Annotated in this window: 24 protein-coding genes; 7 read left to right on the top strand and 17 right to left on the bottom strand. The window is 66.7% G+C overall.

Annotated features, from left to right (window positions below):
• The first annotated feature begins 319 nt into the window (after positions 1–319).
• The gene (locus FHT32_RS29740; protein WP_218088463.1) at positions 320–640 is read left to right on the top strand and encodes a hypothetical protein; all 321 of its coding nucleotides are present in this window, start codon (positions 320–322) and stop codon (positions 638–640) included.
• Positions 641–644: 4 nt separating this feature from the next.
• On the opposite strand, the gene FHT32_RS29735 is transcribed toward FHT32_RS29740, so the two are convergent.
• The gene (locus FHT32_RS29735) at positions 645–1,193 is read right to left on the bottom strand and encodes a nucleoside 2-deoxyribosyltransferase (RefSeq protein ID WP_176668143.1); all 549 of its coding nucleotides are present in this window, start codon (positions 1,191–1,193) and stop codon (positions 645–647) included.
• Between the two features lie 198 nt (positions 1,194–1,391).
• Here FHT32_RS29735 and FHT32_RS29730 point away from each other — a divergent pair, with 198 nt between their 5' ends.
• Both FHT32_RS29730 and FHT32_RS29725 read left to right on the top strand, forming a co-directional pair.
• On the top strand, positions 1,392–1,745 hold the full coding sequence (locus FHT32_RS29730) for an Atu4866 domain-containing protein (RefSeq protein WP_256099214.1): 354 nt from the start codon (positions 1,392–1,394) through the stop codon (positions 1,743–1,745).
• Positions 1,746–1,918: 173 nt separating this feature from the next.
• Positions 1,919–2,695: an SDR family oxidoreductase gene (locus FHT32_RS29725; RefSeq protein ID WP_176668142.1), complete on the top strand. Its 777-nt coding sequence runs from the start codon at positions 1,919–1,921 to the stop codon at positions 2,693–2,695.
• Here the strand turns inward: FHT32_RS29725 and cynS are convergent.
• The 7 genes from cynS to FHT32_RS29690 form a co-directional block, all read right to left on the bottom strand.
• Positions 2,689–3,132, bottom strand: coding sequence for a cyanase (gene cynS, locus FHT32_RS29720; protein WP_176668141.1), 444 nt, complete (start codon positions 3,130–3,132; stop codon positions 2,689–2,691). The genes FHT32_RS29725 and cynS overlap by 7 nt on opposite strands.
• A gap of 63 nt (positions 3,133–3,195) precedes the next feature.
• Positions 3,196–4,035: an ABC transporter ATP-binding protein gene (locus FHT32_RS29715; protein ID WP_176668140.1), complete on the bottom strand. Its 840-nt coding sequence runs from the start codon at positions 4,033–4,035 to the stop codon at positions 3,196–3,198.
• Positions 4,036–4,066: 31 nt separating this feature from the next.
• A complete protein-coding gene (ntrB, locus tag FHT32_RS29710) occupies positions 4,067–4,936 on the bottom strand; it encodes a nitrate ABC transporter permease (RefSeq protein WP_176668139.1) in 870 nt (289 codons plus the stop codon).
• A 3-nt stretch (positions 4,937–4,939) separates the two neighbouring features.
• Positions 4,940–6,292 (bottom strand): CmpA/NrtA family ABC transporter substrate-binding protein, encoded by a 1,353-nt coding sequence (locus FHT32_RS29705; protein WP_176668138.1) that lies wholly within the window; start codon positions 6,290–6,292, stop codon positions 4,940–4,942.
• Between the two features lie 170 nt (positions 6,293–6,462).
• Positions 6,463–7,131 carry a response regulator transcription factor gene (locus FHT32_RS29700; protein ID WP_176668137.1) on the bottom strand — a complete coding sequence of 223 codons (669 nt, stop codon included), beginning with the start codon at positions 7,129–7,131 and terminating at the stop codon, positions 6,463–6,465.
• The gene (locus tag FHT32_RS29695; RefSeq protein WP_176668136.1) at positions 7,128–8,330 is read right to left on the bottom strand and encodes a PAS domain-containing sensor histidine kinase; all 1,203 of its coding nucleotides are present in this window, start codon (positions 8,328–8,330) and stop codon (positions 7,128–7,130) included. The genes FHT32_RS29700 and FHT32_RS29695 overlap by 4 nt, the downstream gene beginning before the upstream one ends.
• Positions 8,331–8,381: 51 nt before the next feature.
• Positions 8,382–8,807, bottom strand: coding sequence for a nuclear transport factor 2 family protein (locus FHT32_RS29690; RefSeq protein ID WP_176668135.1), 426 nt, complete (start codon positions 8,805–8,807; stop codon positions 8,382–8,384).
• An 85-nt stretch (positions 8,808–8,892) separates the two neighbouring features.
• Between FHT32_RS29690 and FHT32_RS29685 the strand changes: the two genes are divergently transcribed.
• Positions 8,893–9,528: a TetR/AcrR family transcriptional regulator gene (locus tag FHT32_RS29685; protein ID WP_176668134.1), complete on the top strand. Its 636-nt coding sequence runs from the start codon at positions 8,893–8,895 to the stop codon at positions 9,526–9,528.
• Here the strand turns inward: FHT32_RS29685 and FHT32_RS29680 are convergent.
• Positions 9,506–11,167, bottom strand: a complete 1,662-nt coding sequence (locus FHT32_RS29680; protein WP_176668133.1) for an L-lactate permease — start codon at positions 11,165–11,167, stop codon at positions 9,506–9,508. The genes FHT32_RS29685 and FHT32_RS29680 overlap by 23 nt on opposite strands.
• 106 nt (positions 11,168–11,273) lie before the next feature.
• On the opposite strand from FHT32_RS29680, the gene FHT32_RS29675 reads away from it, so the two are divergent.
• From FHT32_RS29675 to FHT32_RS29665, 3 genes are all read left to right on the top strand, one after another.
• On the top strand, positions 11,274–12,167 hold the full coding sequence (locus FHT32_RS29675) for a LysR substrate-binding domain-containing protein (protein WP_176668132.1): 894 nt from the start codon (positions 11,274–11,276) through the stop codon (positions 12,165–12,167).
• 111 nt (positions 12,168–12,278) lie between these two features.
• Entirely contained in the window at positions 12,279–13,436 is a 1,158-nt protein-coding gene (locus tag FHT32_RS29670) for an alpha-hydroxy acid oxidase (RefSeq protein ID WP_176668131.1), read from the top strand.
• A 142-nt stretch (positions 13,437–13,578) separates the two neighbouring features.
• Complete coding sequence (locus tag FHT32_RS29665; RefSeq protein ID WP_176668130.1) at positions 13,579–14,913, top strand: MFS family transporter; 1,335 nt, start codon at positions 13,579–13,581, stop codon at positions 14,911–14,913.
• A gap of 37 nt (positions 14,914–14,950) precedes the next feature.
• Here FHT32_RS29665 and FHT32_RS29660 read toward each other — a convergent pair whose 3' ends face one another.
• The 8 genes from FHT32_RS29660 to FHT32_RS29625 form a co-directional block, all read right to left on the bottom strand.
• A complete protein-coding gene (locus FHT32_RS29660) occupies positions 14,951–15,394 on the bottom strand; it encodes a DNA-binding transcriptional regulator (RefSeq protein ID WP_176668129.1) in 444 nt (147 codons plus the stop codon).
• Positions 15,395–15,467: 73 nt separating this feature from the next.
• On the bottom strand, positions 15,468–15,797 hold the full coding sequence (locus tag FHT32_RS29655) for an L-rhamnose mutarotase (RefSeq protein ID WP_176668128.1): 330 nt from the start codon (positions 15,795–15,797) through the stop codon (positions 15,468–15,470).
• 28 nt (positions 15,798–15,825) lie between these two features.
• Complete coding sequence (locus FHT32_RS29650) at positions 15,826–16,602, bottom strand: SDR family oxidoreductase (protein WP_176668127.1); 777 nt, start codon at positions 16,600–16,602, stop codon at positions 15,826–15,828.
• An 18-nt stretch (positions 16,603–16,620) separates the two neighbouring features.
• Positions 16,621–17,898, bottom strand: a complete 1,278-nt coding sequence (locus FHT32_RS29645) for an L-fuconate dehydratase (RefSeq protein WP_176668126.1) — start codon at positions 17,896–17,898, stop codon at positions 16,621–16,623.
• Positions 17,899–17,915: 17 nt separating this feature from the next.
• Positions 17,916–18,818, bottom strand: a complete 903-nt coding sequence (locus FHT32_RS29640) for an ABC transporter substrate-binding protein (protein ID WP_371132280.1) — start codon at positions 18,816–18,818, stop codon at positions 17,916–17,918.
• 105 nt (positions 18,819–18,923) lie between these two features.
• Positions 18,924–19,958 carry an ABC transporter permease gene (locus FHT32_RS29635; protein ID WP_176668124.1) on the bottom strand — a complete coding sequence of 345 codons (1,035 nt, stop codon included), beginning with the start codon at positions 19,956–19,958 and terminating at the stop codon, positions 18,924–18,926.
• 29 nt (positions 19,959–19,987) lie between these two features.
• On the bottom strand, positions 19,988–21,505 hold the full coding sequence (locus tag FHT32_RS29630; RefSeq protein WP_176668123.1) for a sugar ABC transporter ATP-binding protein: 1,518 nt from the start codon (positions 21,503–21,505) through the stop codon (positions 19,988–19,990).
• Complete coding sequence (locus tag FHT32_RS29625) at positions 21,502–22,389, bottom strand: amidohydrolase (protein ID WP_176668122.1); 888 nt, start codon at positions 22,387–22,389, stop codon at positions 21,502–21,504. Before FHT32_RS29625 ends, FHT32_RS29630 begins: the two co-directional genes overlap by 4 nt.
• Between the last annotated feature and the right edge of the window lie 134 nt (positions 22,390–22,523).

Raw genomic sequence — 22,523 nt, 5'->3', positions numbered from 1 at the left:
GTGGCGCTGCGCCACCGCCACGTAGCTTTGGTTGCCTGCCTCGTAGTCTTGCACTACCGCCAGCTTGAACTTCTCGTCGTACTTCGCCATGAAAACACCCCAAGGATTGGATCGGTGTCCAACTTTTGGGGTGCAGTTCACCACCGCACATGGTCTGCGGCTTTTTCGCTCGTGCCACTTTTATGGCGGCTCGGGCGGGAGGGCGCGAGCCCTGCCGGTTCTCGCAAGAGGTGTCCGGTCTTCCAACCCGTTCGAGCTGCCGCCCCCGTTTGGAAGCGAGAGCGGTGGTTTTTGAAATCACACCTCTTGGAGGCCATTCATGGCTCAACACACTCGCGTTCGCGCGCAGTCGCAGTCTCCTTCCGCGCCTGTTGAATCCGCAATCGACGCATTTGCTCGGCAAGCCTGCGACGATGCCGCGCAATTGCAGGAAGTCCTGCACGCGCATGCCTGCATCGAAAAGCTCATAGGTCCAGAACACACGAGCGATCTCGAAGCACTCGTGACGACCCGAAGCGAATTGGGCGCCCTCCTGCGCCTCGCCAATGCGGAGCTTCAACGTTGCATCAGTGCGATAGACAGTACTACCTCGCAACTACGCCACGCGCTGATTGCCAGCGAAGGCGGAATGTCCGCGTAGCGCGCTATCGCCGGACGGCACCGACGAGTACCTCTGCCATCTTCTTCAACGCCGCCTCCGGCGTCGCCTCGATGTGGATCGAACACGCCAGCATCAGGTTCAGCTGCTGCCCGAAGTCCTCGACCGCGATGCCGGTGCCGGCTTCGCGCAGCACGCCGTTCGCGTCGACCTCGCACGGCAGCCCGGCGCGCACGCGGTCTGCGTAGCTGCCTTCGGGCACGCCGTAGGCCACGACCGGGATGCCCAGCGCGATCGCCGCGCCGACCTCGAACACGGTGCCGGAATCTGGCTCCATGCCCCTGAAGCTCGCAAGATTGGCGACCACGCCGTCGGCGCCGCGTAGGCGCTGCATGTTGGCTTCGTAGATCTGCTTCTCGGGCGCATCGGAGGTCTGCTCTTCGTTGCCGTCCGCCGGCAGCAGGGCCGCGAGGCCGGCTGCGTCGCAGGCGGCCGACAACCTGACGAAGTGCGCCCTGGCGTCGGGGCGAAAGACGTCGGGCCCCGCGAGGTAGATGCGCGGGCGGGCCGTGTTCGGGGGAGGCTTGTTGTCCATCGGCGCAGCATCCGCGATTTCCGGCTCTTGCTCAATCCTTGCGACATGGTGCAAAGCGAATTACCGATGGATGCATCAGCCGGCAGCACCGGCCGCTGCGGCTTCGGGGAATCAGGCAAGAAACTCGCACGAAGCGACTAACGCCCCGCCCGCGCCTTTTTCAAGAATGGACGCTCCATCCACGAACCAAGACGCACCATGAACACCGCACGTCGCACAGGCGCACTCACCGCGCTCTCGCTATCGCTTGCCATGGCCTCGGGCCCTTCGCAGGCACAACCCCAACGCCCCAGGCTGCTCGAAGACCCGAACCGCTTCGTGGGCATGTGGGTGACACAAGACGGCCACATCCGCCACGAACTGCTCCCCAACGGCCGCTACGACGAGGCGCGCGGCACGCGCCCGAGCGCCTACCGGGGCAGCTACAGACTGACGGGCAACCACATCGACTACGTCGACGACACCGGCTTCACGGCCGACGGCGAGTTCCGCGACGGCGTGCTGTACCACGCGGGCATGGTGCTCTACCGCGAAAGCACTACGGGGCGCTGAGCCGGGCGAAGCGGCGGACGCAGTCGGCATCGCGTTTTGCAGGATCAGGCAAAAACCGCGTTCGATTCGTCTACCGCTTCGGGCGCGCGAAAACGCACACTTCTCTGCATGCCCGGCTCACGCTCATTCCAGTGTGCGCCCCACGGCAGACAGATCAGCACGAGGAGTTCACCATGACCACGATCCAGGAAAAAGTCGTACTCATCACCGGCGCGAGCAGCGGCATCGGCGAAGCGACCGCCAGGCTGCTCGCGCGGCGCGGCGCCAAGGTGGTGCTCGGTGCGCGCCGCACCGACAGGCTCGCCTCGCTCGCGGCCGAGATCACGGCCACGGGCGGCACGGCCAGCTTCCAGCGGCTCGACGTGACGCACCGGCCCGACATGGAAGCATTCGCCGAATTCGCGCTCGAGACGCACGAGCAGATCGACGTGCTCGTCAACGCCGCGGGCGTGATGCCGATGTCGCCGCTGTGGAACCGCAAGATCGAGGAGTGGGAGCTCATGATCGACGTGAACCTGCGCGGCGTGCTGCTCGGCATCGCGGCGGTGCTGCCGACGATGCAAGAACAGGGCTGGGGCCACATCGTGAACGTGGCGCCGGTGGCGATGCACGGGCTGTCGCCGGGCTCGGCGGTGTACCACGGCACGCAGTACGCGGTGAACGCGATCTCCGAGGGCCTGCGGCAGGAACATGCCGGCCGGCTGCACGTGACGGTGGTGAGCCCCGACGTGCACGGCCCCATCGATCCGCTGGCCGAGCGCATCGCGGCCAGCTACGCACGCGAACGCATGCGCACCAACCGGCGCATCGCGGTGCCGGTGGATGCGGTGGCGCGCTCGATCGCGGGCGCCATCGAGGGCTACGGCATCACGGCCGGGGCGATGCGCCCGCCTGCCAGGCAGCACCACCAGCAGCAGCAAAGGCCGCGCCCGGCCGAGTACGCTCAGTAGGTCTTGTAGGGCAGGAACTTGCCCGACAGCACCACGTTGACGCGGTCGCCCTTCGGGTCGGCCTGGCGCTGGATGTCCATGCTGAAGTCGATGGCGCTCATGATGCCGTCGCCGAATTCCTCATGGATCAGTTCCTTGATGGTGGTGCCGTACACGCTCACCACCTCGTACCAGCGGTAGATGAGCGGATCGGTGGGCACCGGCGTGGGCAGCGAGCCCTTGTAGGGCACCACCTTCAGCCACTTCTGCTCCTCGGCGGTGAGGCCGAAGATCTTGCCGATGATCTTCGCCTGCCTGTCGTCGAGCGTCATCTGGCCGAGGCAGGCGGCGGTGGTCCACTCCTTCGAGAGGCCGACCTTCGTGGCCACGTCGGCCCACTGAATGCCCTTGCTGACCTTGGTGGCGATGATCTTCTCGGTGACGTCGTTGCGGTTCATGGGGTTTGCTCCTGATTGAAATGAACGTGATGGGAACGTGATGAGGGGTGGATGAAGGCGAGGTCACGCCGCCTTCGCGCGCGTGACGAGGAAATCGACGATGTGGTTGCGCAGCGCGTAGTAGCCGTCGAGGTGGTGCAGCGACGCGCGCGTGCGCTCGCGCGGCAGCGGGTTGACCACCGTCTCGACGATGTTCCCCGCGCGGTACCCGCCCTGCGGCAGGTCGACGCCGTTGCTCATCAGCAGGATGCGATCGGCCAGCAGGATGGCCTCGTCCACGTCGTGCGTGATCATGAAGACCGTCTGCTGCGTCTGCCGCACGATGGCCATCAGCTCGTCCTGGATGGTGCCGCGCGTGAGCGCATCGAGCGCGCCGAAGGGCTCGTCGAGCAGCAGCATCTTGGGGCTGATCGCAAAGGCGCGGGCGATACCCACGCGCTGCTTCATGCCGCCCGAGAGCTGCGAGGGCTTCTTGTCGATGGCCGCCTGCAGGCCGACCATGGCGACGAAGCGCTCCACCTGCGCGTCGACCTGCGCGGCCGACCACCCGGGCCAGCGCGAGACCACCGCGAAGGCGATGTTCCTGCGCACGGTGAGCCACGGCATGAGCGCATGGCTCTGGAACACCACGCCGCGCTCCAGGCTGGGGCCGGCCACCTCGCGCCCGTCCATGAAGACGTGGCCCGCGCTGGCCTGGTCCAGGCCCGCCAGCACGTTGAGGATGGTGGTCTTGCCGCAGCCCGAGTGGCCGATGATGCAGACGAACTCGCCGCGCTCGAGCGTGAACGACACGTCGGCGAACACGGGCCGCGCGGGCACGAAGGCCTTGGCCAGCCCCTCCACGCGCAGGAAGCCGCGGGCGCCCGGCGCCTCCACGGCGGCGGAAACGACAGGCTGGTTCATGGCTTCACCTCGGGCCGGAAGAATGGCGCGCTCACTCCACATAGGTCACCTTCCGCTGCAGCGCCGCGAAGGCCTGGTCGAGCAGCATGCCCACCACGCCGATCAAAAGGATCGCGAAGATCACGTTGGTGAGCGACAGGTTGTTCCACTCGTTCCACACGAAGTAGCCGATGCCGGTGCCGCCCACCAGCATCTCGGCCGCCACGATGACCAGCCACGCGATGCTCATGCTGATGCGCATGCCCGTGAGGATGGTGGGCGCCGCCGCCGGCAGGATGACGCGGAACGCGCGGCGCAGCGGCTTCACTTCGAGCGTGCTGGCCACGTTGAGCCATTCGCGCTTGACCGAAGCCACGCCGAAGGCGGTGTTCAGCAGCATCGGCCAGACCGAGCAGATGAAGATCACGAAGATGCCGCTGACCGACGAGTCCTTGATGGTGTAGAGCGCCAGCGGCATCCACGCCAGCGGCGAGATCGGCTTGAGCACCTGGATGAAGGGGTCGAAGGCCTTGTGCAGCAGCGGCGACATGCCGATGACGAAGCCCAGCGGCACCGCCACCAGGCACGCCAGCGCGAAGCCCAGGCCCACGCGCGCCAGCGACCAGGCCAGCTGGATGGCGATGCCCTTGTCGTTGGGGCCGTTGTCGTAGAACGGATTCGACAGGTGCTTCCACGCGGTGGCGGCCATCTCGGCGGGCGTGGGAAAGCCCGAGCTCTTCACCTGGCCCTGCGTCGGGTCCTTGCCGAGCATCTTCTGGTATTCGATCTGCTCGGCGGTCATGCCTGCCGCCGCGGAAGCGCCGCCGGCCGGTGCGGTGGCGACCTGCCACACACCGACCAGCAGCAGGAACATCAGCAACGACACCAGCGCCGCCTTGAACGAAAGAGCCTTCCTGCGCATGGCTCAGGCCATCTTCGCGATGGCGAAGCTCTTGAGGTAGTCGTCGGGCTTGGCGGGGTCGAACACCTTGCCCATGACGGTGAACTTGGGGTACGCCCCGTCGGGCACAGGCTGGCCCAGGTCCTTCATGCGCTTCTTCGCGTCGGTGAGCAGGAAGACCTTCTCGGCGATGCGCCTGTAGTCGATGTCGCCCTTCACGTAGCCCCAGCGCTTCATCTGCGTGAGCATCCACACGGCCATCGACTGCCAGGGGATGGGGTCGAAGTCGGCGCGCTCGGGCACGGTGCGGATGTTGCCCAGCCCGTCGGCGAACTTGCCGGTGAGCACCTGCGTGAGCACGGTCTCGGGCTGGTTGAGGTATTGCGCGGGCGCGATCACCTTGGCGATGAGCTCGCGGTTCTTCGGATCGCGCGCCATGGCCGAGGCGGTGAGCACCGAGCGCACCAGCGCCGCGAAGGTGTTGGGGTTCTTCTCGATGAACTCGGTCGACGTGCCGAAGGCGCAGCAGGGGTGGCCGTTCCACAGGTCCTTGGTGAGCAGGTGGATGAAGCCGATCTCCTCGAACACCGCGCGCTGGTTGAACGGATCGGGGCCGAGGTAGCCGTCGATGTTGCCGGCGCGCAGGTTGGCCACCATCTCGGGCGGCGGCACCACGCGGATCTGGATGTCGGTGTCGGGGTTCAGGCCCGCTTCCGCCACGTAGTAGCGCAGCAGGAAGTTGTGCATGCTGTACTCGAAGGGCACCGCGAACTTCAGGCCCTTCCAGGTCTTGGGGTCGCGCTTGTCCTTGTGCTTGTTGGCCAGGGTGATGGCCTGCCCGTTGGTGTTCTGGATGGTCGCGACGTTCATGGGCACCGCGTTGGAGCCCGCCCCCATCGAAATGGCCAGCGGCATCGGCGACAGGAAGTGCGTGGCGTCATACTCCTTGTTGAGCATCTTGTCGCGGATGAGCGCCCAGCCCGCTGTCTTCACCACCTCTACGTCGAGGCCCTGCTTCTGATAGAAGCCCAGCGGGTGCGCCATGATGAGCGGCGTGGCGCAGGTGATGGGAATGAAGCCGATCTTGAGCTTCGTCTTCTCCAGCGGCGCCTTCTCCTGCGCCATGGCCTGCAGCGCGCCGAGCGGGAATACCGAGGCGATGGCGGCACGCGCGGTGCCCGCGCCCACGGCGCGCAGGAAGCCGCGCCGCACGCTGTCGACGGGGAACAGCGCCTTCATGAGGCTGGCCTCGAGCTTTTCCTCCGGCAGCACGCCTGCGCGCTGCGCACCATGCACGCGCCCGCAGGCGCAGCGCATGTTCAGTGGCCGGTCGGCATCGTAGGGATCGCAGGCGGTCGGTTCTTGCGGGTGGGACATGGTGGTGCACCTCGTTGGAAAGATGCAGCCGCCGTTGCAAGCGCCGGGCCGGAAAGGCGCTGCGGAAGCCGTTGCGCAGCCTGCGGCATCAGATCGTGCCGCCGATGTCGAGGCCTTGTAGGGCTGGCACTACAAGCCGGTGCACGCCGGCGGCGTCTCTGGGCTTTTTTTCAGCCGTGGGCGCCCTGCTTGCCGTGGCGTTCGGCATACAGGGCCAGCTCCACGTCGTTCTTGGTGCCGGTCTTCTCGAGGATGCGTGCGCGATAGGTGCTCACGGTGTTGGGCGCCAGGCCCAGCTGCGCACCGATTTCGCTCACGCTATGCCCCGCGCTGAGCAGCCGGTACACCTGGTGCTCGCGGTGCGAGAGCACCTCGGCGCCCTGCCCGGCGCCTCGCCCCACGGCCGTGGCCAAGGCCTCGGCCGTGGCCGCGGACACATAGAGCCCGCCGGCCGCCACCTTGCGCACCGCGCCGACCATGTCGTCGGCGTCGGCGCTCTTGTTGAGATAGCCCGATGCGCCCAGCTTGATGCAGCGAACCGCGTACTGCTTCTCCGGGTAGGTGCTCAGCATCAGCACCGGAAGCGACGGCCACTGCTTGCGCAGCGCCTGCAGCACGTCGAGCCCGTCGCGGCCGGGCAGGGCGATGTCGAGCAGCACCACGTCCAGGCCCTCGGGTCCGCCGAGCGACTGCACGGCTTCCAGCACCTCGGGGCCGGTCTGCGCCTCGGCGCGCACGACCATCGCGGGCAGTCCGTTGGAGAGGTCGCCCAGCATCTGCTTGAGGCCCTCGCGCACGATGCGGTGGTCGTCGCCGATGAGCACGCGGATGTCGCTCATTGCGCGCCTCCGTGGGCATCCACGTGCAGCGGCAGGTGCAGCCGGAAGGTGCTGCCCTCGCCCACGCGGCTCTCGATGTCGATGCGCCCGCCGAAGTGGCGCGCGCGCTCGCGCATGCCGAGCACGCCGTAGGAGGTGGCCGCCTCGAAGGCCTGCGCCGGCGCGCCGACGCCGTCGTCGCGCACGCTGATGCTCAGCCGCTCCTGTTCGACGCCGATGCGGATGCCGAGGCTGCTCGCCTTCGCATGGCGCCCGACGTTGCTCAGCATCTCCTGGAAGATGCGGAACACCGCGATGGCCGCGGGCTCTGGCAGTTCCACGCCGGGCGGCACGTCGAAGCGCCAGTCCAGCTCCAGCTCGGCCGCCTGCACGAACTCGTGCGCCTGCCATTCGAGCGCGGCCCACAGGCCCTGGTGGTCGAGGATGCTGGGGCGAAGGTCGGTGATGATGCGCCCCACGTTGTCGACCGCGCGCTCGATGAGCTGGCTCATGTTCGTGCACTTGCAGCGCATCTGCTCGCGCATGGCCTGCGCCGCGTCGGGCGTTCGCTCCTGCTGTTCGCCCAAGCGCTTGCCGATCCAGTTGACGTCCATCTTCAGCGCCACCAGCAGGCTGCCGAGTTCGTCGTGCACCTCCCGTGCGATGCGGGTGCGCTCTTCCTCGCGCACCTTGTCGAGCCATGCCGAGAGCTCGCGCAGCTGCGCGAGCGCGTCGCTGAGCTCGCGGGTGCGCTCCTGCACGCGCAGGCCGAGTTCGTCCTTGGCCTGCTGCAGCGCTTCCGCCTGGCGGCGGCGCTCGGTGATGTCGACGAAGGTGATGACGGCGCCACGCACCTGCGCGCCGTCCATGATCGGGTGGCTCGAATACTCGACCGCGAAGGCGCTGCCGTCGCGGCGCCAGAACACCTCGGTGTCGATGCGGCAAGGCAGGCCGCGCCGGAAGGCGTTGAAGATGGGGCAGTCGGTGTCGGCGTAATGCGAGCCGTCGGGGTGCGAGTGATGCGTGAGCTCGTGCATGTTCGAGCCGAGCACGTCGCCCACCTCATGGCCGAGCATCTGCGCGCCGGCCCGGTTGATGAACATGCAGTGGCCGTCGAGGTCGATGCCGAAGATGCCCTCGCCCGTCGATTCCAGCAGCAGGCCGAGCTGGTGCTGCCACAGCGGGTGGCTGGCGGCAGGGTTCAGTACGGGCGTCTCCATGCACCAAAAGCAAGCAACAGCCGTGCCCGGAGGCGCCCGCCCTGCCGAGACTCAGGTGCGCGCCCAGTGGAACTTGCGGTCCGATTCCTTGATGGGCTGGTCGTTGATGCTCGCGTAGCGCCTCTGCATCAGGCCGTTCTCAGCGAACTCCCAGTTCTCGTTGCCATGGCTGCGGTACCACTGGCCCGAGTCGTCGTGCCATTCGTACTCGAAGCGCACGGCGATGCGGTTGTCCATGAAGGCCCAGAGCTGCTTCTTGAGGCGGTAGTCGAGCTCGCGCGTCCACTTGCGCGACAGGAACTCCACCACCTGTTCGCGGCCGTTGACGAAATCGGCACGGTTGCGCCATTCGGTGTCGGGCGTGTAGGCCAGGCTCACGCGAACGGGGTCGCGCGAGTTCCAGGCGTCTTCAGCGGCCTGGACCTTCTGGATGGCGGATTCGAGGGTGAAGGGCGGCAGCGGCGGGCGTGATTCCATGGTGGTTCTTTCGATGGAGGTTGGAGGGAATGCGCTGAAATGTGCCACATGTAGACAGACCTGTCTACATGCCTACAATCACGCCATGGACATCTCTTCCATCTCCGAGCTGCCGGCGCGCGAGCGCATCCTGCGCACCGCGCACGACCTCTTCTACGCCGACGGCATCCGCGCCACGGGTATCGACCGCGTCATCGCCGCATCGGGCGTCACCAAGGTCACCTTCTACCGGCACTACCCGTCGAAGGACGACCTGGTGCGGGCCTTCCTCGATCACCGCCACGGCCTGTGGATGGCGTGGTTCGTCGATGCGCTCGGCCGGCTCGGCGCGCAGCAGCGCATCGGCGGCGGCCAGGCGCTGGAAGTGCTGGCCGACGCCATGGACGAATGGTTCGCAGACCCGGCCTTCCGCGGCTGCGCCTTCATCAACTCGGTGGTCGAAGTCGGCGGCAGCGTGAGCGGCGCGAGCGACATCTCGCGCGAGCACAAGCGCGAGATGGTCGAGGTGATTGCCGGGCTGCTGCCCGAAACACTGGAAGGCTCGCAGCGCATGGCCGTTGCGCAGGCCGCGGCGCTGGGCGTCGATGGCTCCATCGTCAAGGCGCAGATGGGCGGCGCAGCGTCGGCGCGCGAAGCGGTCGACGACCTGCGCCGGCTGCTTCAGGCGCTGGCGGCGACGCTGCCCGCCTCGGCAGCCGCTACTTCACGACCATCAGCGTGAACGGCCACACATAGGCCTGCAGCGTCACGTAGAAGCCCACGAGGCAGGCCAGCGCGATGGAGTGGAAGAACACGTAGCGCAGGATCTCGCCTTCATGGTTGAACCAGCGCGTGGCGGTGGAAGCCACCACGATCGACTGCGCGTCGATCATCTTGCCCATCACGCCGCCCGAGCTGTTGGCCGCGCCCATGAGGTTGGGGCTCAGGCCGAGCTGGTCGGCCGCCACCTTCTGCATGCCGCCGAAGAGCACGTTCGATGCGGTGTCGGAGCCCGTGAGCGCCACGCCCAGCCAGCCCATCAGCGTGCCGAAGAAGGGGTACAGCACGCCGGTGTTGGCGAAGGCCAGGCCCAGTGTGGTGTCCAGCCCCGAGTAGCGCGTGAGCGTGCCCAGCGCGAGCATCAGCACGATGGTGAGCAGCGAGAACTTCACCAGCCACAGCGTGCGGCCGTAGGCGGCCACGAGCTGGATCGGGTTGTACTTCATCACCAGACCGCCCACGATGGCCGACACCAGGATGCCGGTGCCCGTGGCCGAGAGCAGCAGCAGCTGGTACACCGCGCCCTCCTTCGTCGGCTTGGGCACCACCGGCGCCACCTTCTCGACCATGTTGTGCAGCCCGTCGATGGGGAAGCTCGGCGCGAAGATGCCGTTGAGCCAGGTCTTCACCACCGGCAGGCCCCAGATGAACACGAACACGGTGAGGATGAGCCACGGGGTCCAGGCGCGGATCACGGCGGCGCTCGAATGCTTCGTCGGCGCGACGGCAGCGGAAGCCTCGCCGCCGTCGGCCTCGTGTCCCTTGAGCGAGACCGAGGTCCAGACCTTCTTCGGCTTCCACACGCGCAGGAACGCGACCAGGCACACCATCGAGACGATGGCCGCGATGATGTCCACCAGCTCCGGCCCGATGTAGTTCGACACCAGGAACTGCGGAATCGCGAAGGACACGCCCGTCACCAGGATGGCCGGCCACACCTCCATCATTCCCTTGCGCCCCGCGAAGGCCCAGATGAGCCAGAAGGGAACCAGCAGCGAGAAGAACGGCAGCTGCCGCCCGATCATCGCGGTGACCGCCATCAGGTCGTAGCCGTGCACCTTGGCCAGCGTGATGACCGGCGTGCCCAATGCGCCGAAGGCCACCGGCGCGGTGTTCGCGATGAGCGAGAGCCCCGATGCCGCGAGCGGTGAGAAGCCCAGCCCGATGAGGATGGCCGCCGTGACCGCCACCGGCGTACCGAAGCCCGCCGCGCCCTCGAAGAAGGCGCCGAAGGCGAACGCGATGAGCAGCAGCTGCAGGCGCCTGTCTTCCGTGATGCCGGCAATGGAGTCCTGCAGTATCTGGAAGCTGCCGTTCTGCTGCGTGAGCTGCTGCAGGAAGATGATGTTCAGCACGATCCAGCCGATGGGCAGCAGGCCGGTGACGCCGCCCAGGAAGGCGGCCTTGCCCGCCATGTCGGCCGGCATGCCGAAGGCGAACACCGCGATGAGCACGGCGCTCAGCAGGCCCAGCCCCGCCGCGTAGTGCGCCTTGACGTGAAGCAACCCCAGGCACACCAGCATCACCACCACAGGTATCGCGGCCAGCGCCGTCGATACGATCATGTTGCCGAAGGGGTTGTAAACCTGTTGCCAGACCATGCGCTCGTCTCCTGTTGTTTTGGGAATTCTTCTGAGCCGGTGCTTCGGCCGGGCAGGACCGGAAGCGTTCGCTACCATCCTACCCCGCTACCCCTCCCGACAAAAGATGGTTTCTCCGCGTCTCCCCTCGACACAGGGCCTGCAGGCCTTCGAGGCCGTCGCACGGCTGCGCAGCGTGAACCTCGCGGCCGAGGAGCTCGCCGTGACGCCCAGCGCCGTGAGCCACCGCATCCGCCAGCTCGAGCTGCTGCTGGGGCTCAAGTTCTTCACGGGCAGCGACTTCAGCCTCACCACCGACGGCATGGCCTACCTGGCGCGCGTGCGCGAGGCCATCGCGGCGCTGCGGCAGGTTCCGGGGCGCGAGCCCGAGTCGCAGGTGCGGCGGCTGCGCGTGGCGGTCACGCCGACCTTCTCGCGCCAGATGCTGCTGCCCCGGCTGGCGCGCTTTCGCGATGCCTACCCGAACATCGAGCTGATGCTGCAGGTGACCATGCCGGTGCGCAACACCACAGCGGAAGAAGCCGACATCGAGCTGCGCTTCGGCACCGGCCCCTTCCATGACCGCGAGTTCGTCCAGCTGCTGGCCGACGACGTCTCGCCGGTGTGCAGCCCCGCCTACCTCGAACGCCACGGCCCCTTCGAAGCCTTCGAGACCGATGCCGAGGTGTCGCGCGCGCAGCTGCTGCGCACGCCGCTGGAGTCGTGGCGCACCTGGTTCAAGGCCTGCGGCATCGGCCTGCCCGAGCCCGCCACGGGCCACCAGTTCAACGACCTCGGGCTGGCGCTCGATGCCGCCGCCGAAGACTTCGGCGTGGTGCTCATGCACCTGCGCCTGGGCAGCGCATGGCTCGACAACGGCCGGCTGGTGCGGCTGTCGCGGCGCAGCGTGCCTTCGCCCAACGCCTACTTCCTGTGCTGGAAGCCGGGCGCCATGGAACGGTGGGAGTGCGCGACCTTCGTCGAGTGGCTGCGCGAGGCGCTGCGCGAACGGGCGAGCTGAATTCTTTTCAGCAGCAGGGCCGGAATTTTTCAGATGGCGCCCCTGGGCGCCTGCTGATAATGGCCGGTTAGCTTCCGCCGATCCACCACAAGAAACTGCAGGAGACCGCCCGTGTCCGACCTTTCCAAGATCACCAACATCGACGACCTGCGGGTGATCGCCAAGCGGCGCGTGCCGAAGATGTTCTACGACTACGCCGACTCCGGCGCCTGGACCGAGGGCACCTACCGCGCCAACGAGAGCGACTTCCAGAAGATCAAGCTGCGCCAGCGCGTGGCGGTGAACATGGAGGGCCGCTCGCTGCGCACCACCATGGTCGGCCAGGAGACCGCGATGCCCGTGGCCATCGCGCCCACCGGCCTCACCGGCATGCAGCACGCCGACGGCGAGATCCTGGGCGCGCGCGCCGCCAAGGCCTTCGGCATTCCGTTCACGCTGTCGACCATGAGCATCTGCTCGCTCGAAGACATCGCAGAGAACACCGGCCGCCATCCCTTCTGGTTCCAGCTCTACGTGATGAAGGACCGCGACTTCATCGAGCGCCTGATCGAGCGCGCCAAGGCCGCCAACGTGACCGCCCTGCAGCTAACGCTCGACCTGCAGATCCTCGGCCAGCGCCACAAGGACATCAAGAACGGCCTGACCGCGCCGCCCAAGCCCACCATCAAGAACCTCATCAACCTGGCCACCAAGCCGCGCTGGTGCATGGGCATGCTGGGCACCAAGCGCCGCACCTTCGGCAACATCGCGGGCCACGCCAAGGGCGTGAAGGACCTGTCGTCGCTCTCATCGTGGACCGCCGAGCAGTTCGACCCCGCGCTGAGCTGGGCCGACGTGGAATGGATCAAGAAGCTCTGGGGCGGCAAGCTGATCCTCAAGGGCATCATGGACGTGGAGGACGCGCGCCTCGCGGCCTCCAGCGGCGCCGACGCGCTCATCGTGTCGAACCACGGCGGCCGCCAACTGGACGGCGCGCCCTCCTCCATCGCGGCGCTGCCGGCCATCGTCGACGCGGTGGGCACCGAGATCGAGGTGTGGATGGACGGCGGCATCCGCAGCGGGCAGGACGTACTCAAGGCCCGCGCGCTGGGCGCCCGCGGCACGCTCATCGGCCGCAGCTTCCTCTACGGCCTGGGCGCCTTCGGGCAGGAAGGCGTGACGCGCGCGCTGCAGATCATCCAGAAGGAACTCGACATCACGATGGCCTTCTGCGGCCGCACGAACATCGACGAGGTCGATTCGAGCATCCTGCTGCCCGGTACTTTCTGATCCTGCCGAAGCCCCCGGGGAAGGCCATTCCGGGGGTAGGCCGATGCGGCATCGGCCGACACGCCGCCTTCCGGTGCCGGCGCAGAATGTTTTCGCAAACGACAACATCTGCCGCACGGCAAAGAACAGGACAGAAGGCACCATGAGCGCAGTCACGCCTACCTCGGGAGGCCCAGCGGCCTCTGCTTCATCTCCCCCGCACTACACGGCCGAAGAAAAACGCCATCGCGTCTTCGCGATCATGGCGGCCTCCTCCGGCAACCTGGTCGAGTGGTTCGACTTCTACGTGTATGCCTTCTCGGCGCTGTACTTCGCGCCGGCCTTCTTTCCCAAGTCCGACCCCACCGCGCAGCTGCTGAACACCGCCGGCGTGTTCGCGGCGGGCTTCCTCATGCGCCCCATCGGCGGCTGGCTCTTCGGCCGCCTGGCCGACCGGCTCGGGCGCAAGACCTCGATGCTGATCTCGGTGACGATGATGTGCGGCGGCTCGCTGGTCATCGCCTGCCTGCCCACCTATGCGCAGATCGGCGCGTGGGCGCCCTTCCTGCTGCTGGTCTGCCGGCTGTTCCAGGGCCTCTCGGTGGGGGGCGAATACGGCACCACAGCCACCTACATGAGCGAGGTGGCGCTGCGCGGGCAGCGCGGCTTCTTCTCGTCGTTCCAGTACGTCACGCTGATCGGCGGGCAGCTGCTCGCGGTGCTCGTCATCGTGGTGTTGGAGCAGCTGCTGACGGAGGCCGAACTCAAGGCCTGGGGCTGGCGCATTCCCTTCGTGATCGGCGCCATCGCCGCGGTGGTGGCGCTGCTGCTGCGCCGCACGCTGCACGAGACGCAGACCGACGAGGCGAAGAAGAACAAGGAAGCCGGCAGCATCGCCGGCCTTTTCAGGCACCACACCCCGGCGTTCCTCACCGTGCTGGGCTACACGGCCGGCGGCTCGCTGATCTTCTACACCTTCACCACCTACATGCAGAAGTACCTGGTGAACACGGTGCACCTGCCGATCAAGACGGCGAGCTACGTGATGACCTGCGCGCTCTTCGTCTACATGTGCATGCAGCCGGTGTTCGGCGCGCTGTCGGACCGCATCGGGCGGCGCAACAACATGCTGCTGTTCGGCGGCCTGGGCGCGCTGACGACCGTGCCCATCCTCACCGCGCTGCAGCACACCACGAGCCCCGTGCTGGCCTTCGTGCTCATCATCGCGGCCCTGGCCATCGTGAGCTTCTACACCTCGATCAGCGGCATCGTGAAGGCTGAGATGTTTCCACCCGAAGTCCGCGCGCTGGGCGTGGGGCTGGCCTATGCGGTAGCGAACGCGATCTTCGGCGGCTCGGCCGAATACGTGGCGCTGGGACTCAAGTCACTGGGGCACGAGTCGGCCTTCTTCTGGTACGTGAGCGCGATGATGGTCGTCGCCTTCCTCGTGAGCCTGAGGCTGCCGAGGCAGGCGAGCTACCTGCATCACGATCACTGACGCAGGAAAAAGGAAGAAGAAAAAGAGCCGGGGCTGGTTATCCGGCCTCGCCCAGCCGCTCGGCCACCTGCTGCTTGCCCAGACCGCGCACGGCCGCGAGGCTTTCGAGCTGCGCGGCGCGGGGGCGTGCCTTGCCCTGCTCCCAGTGGTAGATCGTCTGGCCCGATACGCCCACCAGCTTCCCGTAGGAAGCGGCGGAAATACCCAGCTTCTCGCGGTGGGCAGCCAACCGGCCTGGGCTGAACCGGCGCTTGGGGCTGTCGTCTCCGGCCTCTTCCGGTGCGCTCGCGCGCGAATTGCGGGCCGTGCCCTTGGCGACGTTGCGCAACTCCTTCTCCAGCGAACTCACCTGGCGGCGCAGCGCCGCGATGGCCGCGCGATGGTGAACGGATGCCTTCTTGAGGGTTTCCATTTCCGCGCGAACTTCCTTGCGGGCGACACGCGAAATCTCGGATTTAAGAATGGATGCGATGTTTGGCATGCCCGGCATTTTGCCCAGCAAATGTAAACATATGGCAAAAATCTCAAATCCGGATCAAAAAAGAATCTTTTGATTACAACCGGAAGATACGCGTCATTTCGACCCACTTCTCGCCTTCCGGCGTCCATGGCGTGGGCGCCTGGAACTTCCACATGAGCTCTTCCCATTCGGCGATCTTCGGGTTGCCGCGCGTCGCAAGCGCCATTGCCGCAGGGTCGTAGCGCGCGTCGTCGGTCTCCATCAGCATCACCATCCGCGTGCCGAGCCGATGGATTTCCATGGCCGTCACGCCGTGCGAATTCAGATGCGCGCGCACCTCGGGCCAGATATCTCGGTGATAAGCCTCGTATTCGGCGATGAGGGCCGGGTCGTCCTTCAAATCCAGAGCCAGGAAATGGCGCATGGGCAATTCCAATCGAAAGAGGAAAGGATCAGGTCAGCGCCCGGTCCAGATGCGTATAACCGCCGTCGACGAACACCCATTGCCCCGTCGTGTGCGAGGCGCGCTCCGACAGCAGAAAGACGACGTTGTTAGCGATCTCCTCGGGCGTCGTCATGCGGCGCCCGAGCGGGATCTTGTCGGTGATGTCGGCGAGCTTGCGATCGGGCTCGTCGAAGGCGGAAATCCATCGCTGGTAGAGCGGCGTCATCACCTCGGCCGGGATCACCGCGTTCACGCGCACGCCGTCTTCCAGCAATGAAGCGGCCCATTCGCGCGTGAGCGACAGCTGCGCGCCCTTGGCCGCCGTGTAGCCGCTGGTGTTGCCCTGCCCCGTCACCGCCGTCTTCGAAGAGATGTTGACGATGGCGCCCTTGCTCGCCTTCAGGTGCGGCAGGCAGTGGTGCGCCATCACGTAGCAATGGATCAGGTTGCGTTCGAGCGAGGCGACGAACGCATTACGCCCCGCCTCCAGCCCCACGCTGTCGTTCACGCCCGCGTTGTTGACCAGCCCGTCGATGCGGCCGAACTCTGCAGCCGTGTCGCCGATGGCCTTGGCGCACGCGGCCTCTTCCATCAGTTCCAGCTGGAAGAAGCGCGTGCGCGGCTGCAGCCTGCGAAGCCCTTCCTCGAAAGATGCATCGAGCGGGTTCTTGCCGAGGATCACCGGCACCGCGCCTTCCTGCGCCAGCGTCGTCGAGATGGCCGCGCCGATGCCGCTGCCACCGCCGGTGACGATCACCACCTTGTCTTTCAGGTTCAGGTCCATGTCGTGCGATGCCTTTCCTTATCCGCGAAAGCGGTACTGCTCCAGCGATTGCGGCTTCATCTCGATCGAGAAGCCCGGCCCCTTCGGCGGCATGTAGGCCGCGTTGCGGACCTCGCAGGGCTCCACGAAATGCTCGTGCAGATGGTCGACATACTCGGCCACGCGGCCCTCGCGCGTGCCGGAGATGCAAAGGTAGTCGATCATCGAGAGGTGCTGCACGTACTCGCACAGCCCCACGCCGCCCGCATGAGGGCACACGGGCAGTTTGTACTTCGCGGCCATCAGCATCACCGCGAGGATCTCGTTCACGCCGCCGAGCCGGCAGGCGTCGATCTGCACCACGTCGATGCCGCCGCGCATGATGAACTGCTTGAACATGATGCGGTTCTGGCACATCTCGCCCGTGGCCACCTTCACGGGCGCGATGCCCTCGCGGATCCTGCGGTGGCCTTCCACGTCGTCGGGGCTGGTGGGCTCCTCGATGAACCATGGCTTGGCAAAGGCAAGCTGCCGCACCCAGTCGATGGCCTGGCCCACTTCCCACACCTGGTTGGCGTCGATCATCAAATGCCGATCGGGCCCGAGCACCTCGCGCGCCACCTTCAGGCGGCGGATGTCGTCCTGCAGGTCGCGGCCCACCTTGAGCTTGATGTGGCTGAAGCCCGCGTCGATCGCTTCCTGCGCAAGCCGCCGCAGCTTCTCGTCGGGGTAGCCCAGCCAGCCGGCAGAGGTGGTGTAGCAGGGGTAGCCCTCGGCCTTCAGCGTGGCGATGCGTTCCTGCTTGCCCTTCGATGCCTCGCGCAGCAATGCGAGCGCCTCGTCGGGCGCGATGCAGTCGGTGATGTAGCGGAAGTCGATGCAGCGCACCAGTTCCTCCGGGCTCATGTCGGCCACCAGCTGCCACACGGGCTTGCCTTCGGACTTGGCCCACAGGTCCCACATCGCGTTGACCACGGCGCCCGTCGCGAGATGGATCGCGCCCTTGTCGGGGCCGATCCAGCGCAACTGGCTGTCGGAGGTCACGTGCCGCCAGAAGCGGCCCATGTCCTCGGCCACCCATGCGAGGTCGAGCCCCACCACCAGGTGGCTCATCGCCTCGATGGCCGCGCAGCAGATCTCGTTGCCGCGGCCGATGGTGAATGTGAGGCCATGACCTTCCAGCCCCGGCTGGTCGGTCTCGAGAACGACGTACGCCGCCGAGTAGTCCGGATCGGGATTCATCGCATCGGAGCCGTCCAGATGCTGCGAGGTGGGAAAGCGCACGTCGAGCACGCGCATGGAGCGGACGATGGTCATGGGTCTTCTTCGTCGTATCAGTCGTACAGCACCGCGGCGATCTTGGGATCGGCGATATTGGTCTTGTCGTACCAGAAGAAGCCGGTGTCGACGATCTTCGGCAGCTTCTCGCCCTTGACGGCCTTCACCGCCATCTCGACGGTCTTGTAGCCCATGCCCACCGGGTTCTGCGTGATGGCGCCGGCCATGCTGCCGTCCATGATCGCGTTCTTCTGCTGCTTGCCCGAGTCGTAGCCGATGATCACGACCTTGCCGGTGCGCTTCATCTCCTTCACGCCGTTGACCACGCCGATGGCCGAGCCCTCGTTGGCCCCGAAGATGCCCTTGATGTTGGGCGATGCCTGCAATATCGACTTGGTGATCTCGGTCGACTTCAACTGATCGCCGCCGCCGTACTGCACGCTCACTATCTTGATGTTGGGGTAGGCCGACTTGATGCGGTTGACGAAGCCGTCGCGCCGGTCGACGCCGGTGCGGCTGGTCTGGTCGTGCACCACCAGCGCCACCTCGCCGCTCTTGCCGATGAGCTCGGCCATCTTGTCGGCAGCCAGCGCGGCGGCGGCCTTGTTGTCGGTGGTGGTCGTGGTCACCGGAATATCGCTGTCCACGCCCGAGTCGAAAGCCACCACCGGGATCTTCGCGGCCTGCGCCTTCTTCAGCAGCGGAATGGCGGCCTGGCTGTCGAGCGCGGCGAAGCCGACGGCCTGCGGCTTCTTCGCGAGCGCGGCCGAGAGCATGTCGATCTGCTTGTCGACCATGGCCTCGGTCTCGGGGCCTTCGAAGCTCACCTTCACCTTCAGGTCCTTGGCGGCCTGCTCGGCGCCCGACTTCACGGCCTGCCAGAACTGGTGCTGGAAGCCCTTGGACACGAGCGGGATGTAGATCTCCTGCGCCTGCTGTGCCTGCGCGAAGCCGGCCATGCCGGCGATCACAGCGCCCAGCGTGTACGCAACGGCTGTTCTTCTCTGGATCATGCGAAGTCTCCTGTGGTTGTAAGGAACGGACGGATCGGAAACTCAGGGAATTCAGTGCGCCTTGCTGCCGCTGCGGCGGCGCAGGATGTCTGCGTACACGGCCAGGATGATGATCACGCCCGTGACCACCGTCTGCCATTCCTGCGCGACCGAGAGAATGCGCAGGCCGTTGGTGAGCACGCTCATGATGAAGGCGCCGATGATGGTTCCCACGATGGTGCCGGTGCCGCCGCTGAGCGAGGTGCCGCCGATGACCACCGCCGCGATGGCGTCGAGCTCGTAGCCCTGCCCCAGCGCCGGCTGGGCCGAGTTCAGCCGCGACGCGATCAGCAGGCCCGCGATGCCGCAAATGCCGCCGCTGACCGTGTAGACCACGATCTTCCAGAAGTCGGTGTTCACGCCCGACAGGCGCACCGCCTCCTCGTTGCTGCCGAGCGCGAAGGTGTAGCGCCCGAGGATCGTTCTGTTGAGCACGATGCTCGCGGCCACCGCCACCAGGAAGAGGATCAGCACCGCATTGGGAATGGGCAGCGCCGGCACGATGTCGCCGATCAGCGAATCCTGCGAGATGGCGGTGAAGCCCGGCGTGTCGTTGAAGTAGATCGGCTTGGTGCCCGAGATCACCAGCGACAGGCCCTTGAGCAGCATCATCATGCCCAGCGTCGCGATGAAGGGCGGGATCTTCAGCTTGGCGATCAGCAGGCCCGAGACGAAGCCGCTGAGCGCGCCGAAGAAGATGGCGGCGCAGATGCCCAGCCACAGCGGCATGCCCATGTAGGTGAGCACCACGCCGGTCATGACGGCGCAGAAGGTCATCAGCGTGCCCACCGAGAGGTCGATGCCCGAGGTGATGATGACGAAGGTGCAGGCGATGGCGAGCACGCCGTTCACCGCGGTCGACTGCAGGATGCCCACGAGGTTGTCGGCCTGCAGGAACTGCGGCGAGGCGAAGCTGAAGAACACCATCAGCGCGACGAGGCTGGCGAAGGCCAGCAGCTTCTGCCGCGTGGCGGGCCGGAAGAGCCGGGACTTCAGCGTCCTCAGCGAGAAACCGGGGCTGACGGCGGTGGCGGTCGGGGTCGTCAAGGGGAGTCTCCAGTCTTGGTCATGGGTGGTCATGGAGCGAAGGCCGCAGCTTCGCGCCGGGTGGCGAGCTGCATGATCTTTTCCTGCGAGGCTTCGCGCGCCGAGAGCTCGCCGGTGATGCGGCCCTCGCACATCACGAGCACGCGGTGGCTCATGCGCAGCACCTCGGGCAGTTCCGAGGAAATGATGACGATGGCCTTGCCCTGCGCGGCCAGTTCGTTGAGCAGGCGGTAGATCTCGGCCTTGGCGCCCACGTCGATGCCGCGCGTGGGCTCGTCGAAGAAGAGCACGTCGCAGTCGCGCAGCAGCCACTTGGCGATGACGATCTTCTGCTGGTTGCCGCCCGACAGCAGCCGCACCTGCTGGCGCACCGAAGGCGTCTTGATGCCGAGCTGCCGCACGTAGCGCTCGCCGGCCGACTCCACCGCCGCCTGGTCGATGAAGAAGCCCGCCGACAGGAAGCTCCTCATGCTCGCCAGCGCGATGTTGGTTTCCACGTCCATGCCGGTGGCCAGGCCGAAGTGCTTGCGGTCTTCCGACAGGTAGCCGATGCCATGGGCCACCGCGTCTTCCGGTGAGCGGATCGCCACCTTGCGCCCCCGGACGAAGATCTCTCCCGCCTCGATGCGGTCGGCGCCGAACACGGCGCGCGCCAGCTCGGTGCGGCCCGCGCCCATCAGCCCCGCGAAGCCCAGGATCTCGCCGCGCCGCAGCACGAAGCTCGCGTCGCGCACCATCGACCCGCGGCGGATGCCCCTGGCCTCGAGCACGATCTCGTTGCCGGAAGTGTCGGGCATCTCGTGCTCGGCCTCCGCGAGCTGGCGGCCCACCATCATGGCGATGAGCGTGTCCATCGGCGTGTCCGCCATCGGCACGGTGGCGATGTACTGGCCGTCGCGCATCACGGTCACGCGGTCGGCGATGCGCTTGAGCTCATCCATCTTGTGCGAGATGTAGACCACAGCCACGCCGCGCGAGCGCAGGTGGCCGATGATGCGGAACAGGTCGGCCACCTCCTCGTTGTTCAGCGCGGCGGTGGGCTCGTCCATGATGAGCACGCGCGAATCGAACGACAGCGCCTTGGCGATCTCCACCATCTGCTGCCTGGCCACCGTGAGTTCGCCCACCGGCGTGCGCGGGTCGAGCTTCAGGTTCATGCGCTCGAAGATGCGCTGCGCCTCGCCGCACATGGCCTCCTCGTCGATGAAAAGACCGAAGCGCCCGCGCGGCTCTCGGCCGATGAAGATGTTCTGCGCGGCGCTCAGGTGGTTCATCAGGTTGAGCTCCTGATGGATGATGCCGATGCCCAGCGCCTGCGCGGCGCGCGGGCTCTCGATGTCCACAGGCCGGCCGTCGAGCAGCACCTCGCCCGAGTCCTTTCGGTACACGCCCGCCAGCACCTTCATCAGCGTGGACTTGCCCGCGCCGTTCTCGCCCATCAGCGCATGCACCTCGCCGGGCAGCAGTTCGAACTGCACCTTGTCGAGTGCACGCACGCCGGCGAAGGCCTTGCTCAGGTCGCGGATGGAGACGACGGGTTGCGTCATTGGCTTTCCTGGTGGGATGGCAGGCCGTAGAAGCGCTGCGCGGTGCCGTGCCACACCTGGGCCTGCTCGCGCGGGGAAAGGCCGCCGATGCAGGCTTCGCTCACGGCGATCCAGCCCGCGTAGTCGCCGGCCAGCGTGAGCACTGGCCAGTCGCTGCCCCACATCAGCCGCGCGGGGCCGAAGACCTCGAGCAGGTGCTCCCACACGGGGCGCACCGCCTGTGCGACGGCATCCGCATCGCGCTGCATCGCGGGCGGCGCCTCGGTCCACAGGCCCGAGAACTTGCAGCAGACCTGGGGCAGCGCGGCCAGGGCCGCGATGTCTTCGCGCCAGCGGGCGAATTCTTCGCCGCCGTGCGCACCCACCGGCGGCTTGGCCGCATGGTCGATCACCACCGGCAGCTGCGGCCACCGCTTCGCGAATTGCAGGAGCCACGGAAGGTGACGGGGATTCACGAGCGCGTCGAAGCGCAGGCCAAGCGTCAGCATGGCGTTCACCGCATCGGGGTGCGGGCGGCGCGCGATCCAGTCGTCGTCGGGCAGGTCCTGCAGCATCGGACGCACGCCCTTGAACTTGGGATGCCTGGCCATCCGCTCCAGCGAGGCGGCGGCGTCGGGCCGGCCCAGGTCGACCCAGCCGACCACGCCGCCGATCTCGTCGCGGCTGCCCGCGAGGTCGAGCATGAAGTCGGTCTCGGCGTGGGAATCGGCGGCCTGCACGAGCACGGTCCGGCTCACGCCGTGGGCCTGCAGCAGCGGCGCCAGGTCTTCGGGCATGAAGTCGCGCAGCAGCGGCGCCAGCGCGGGCACGTCGGCGCGCAGCCACGTGTAGTCGCCGCGCGCGGGCCGCCAGAAGTGCTGATGCGAGTCGATGCGCTGGATCATTTTTCGGGTCGCTCGCAGCAGGTTTGCCGGTCGCCTTGTCTCTTTAGTCCATTACTGAACATAGTATTTACATACGAACTTTCTGCGTCAACCTTCCCTCATGGGTGCTTTCCCGTAGAACGAAACTTGCAAGC

Source organism: Variovorax sp. SG517 (genome assembly GCF_013376045.1).
Taxonomy (GTDB): Bacteria; Pseudomonadota; Gammaproteobacteria; order Burkholderiales; family Burkholderiaceae_C; genus Variovorax.
This window is presented reverse-complemented; position numbering and strand designations above follow the sequence as displayed.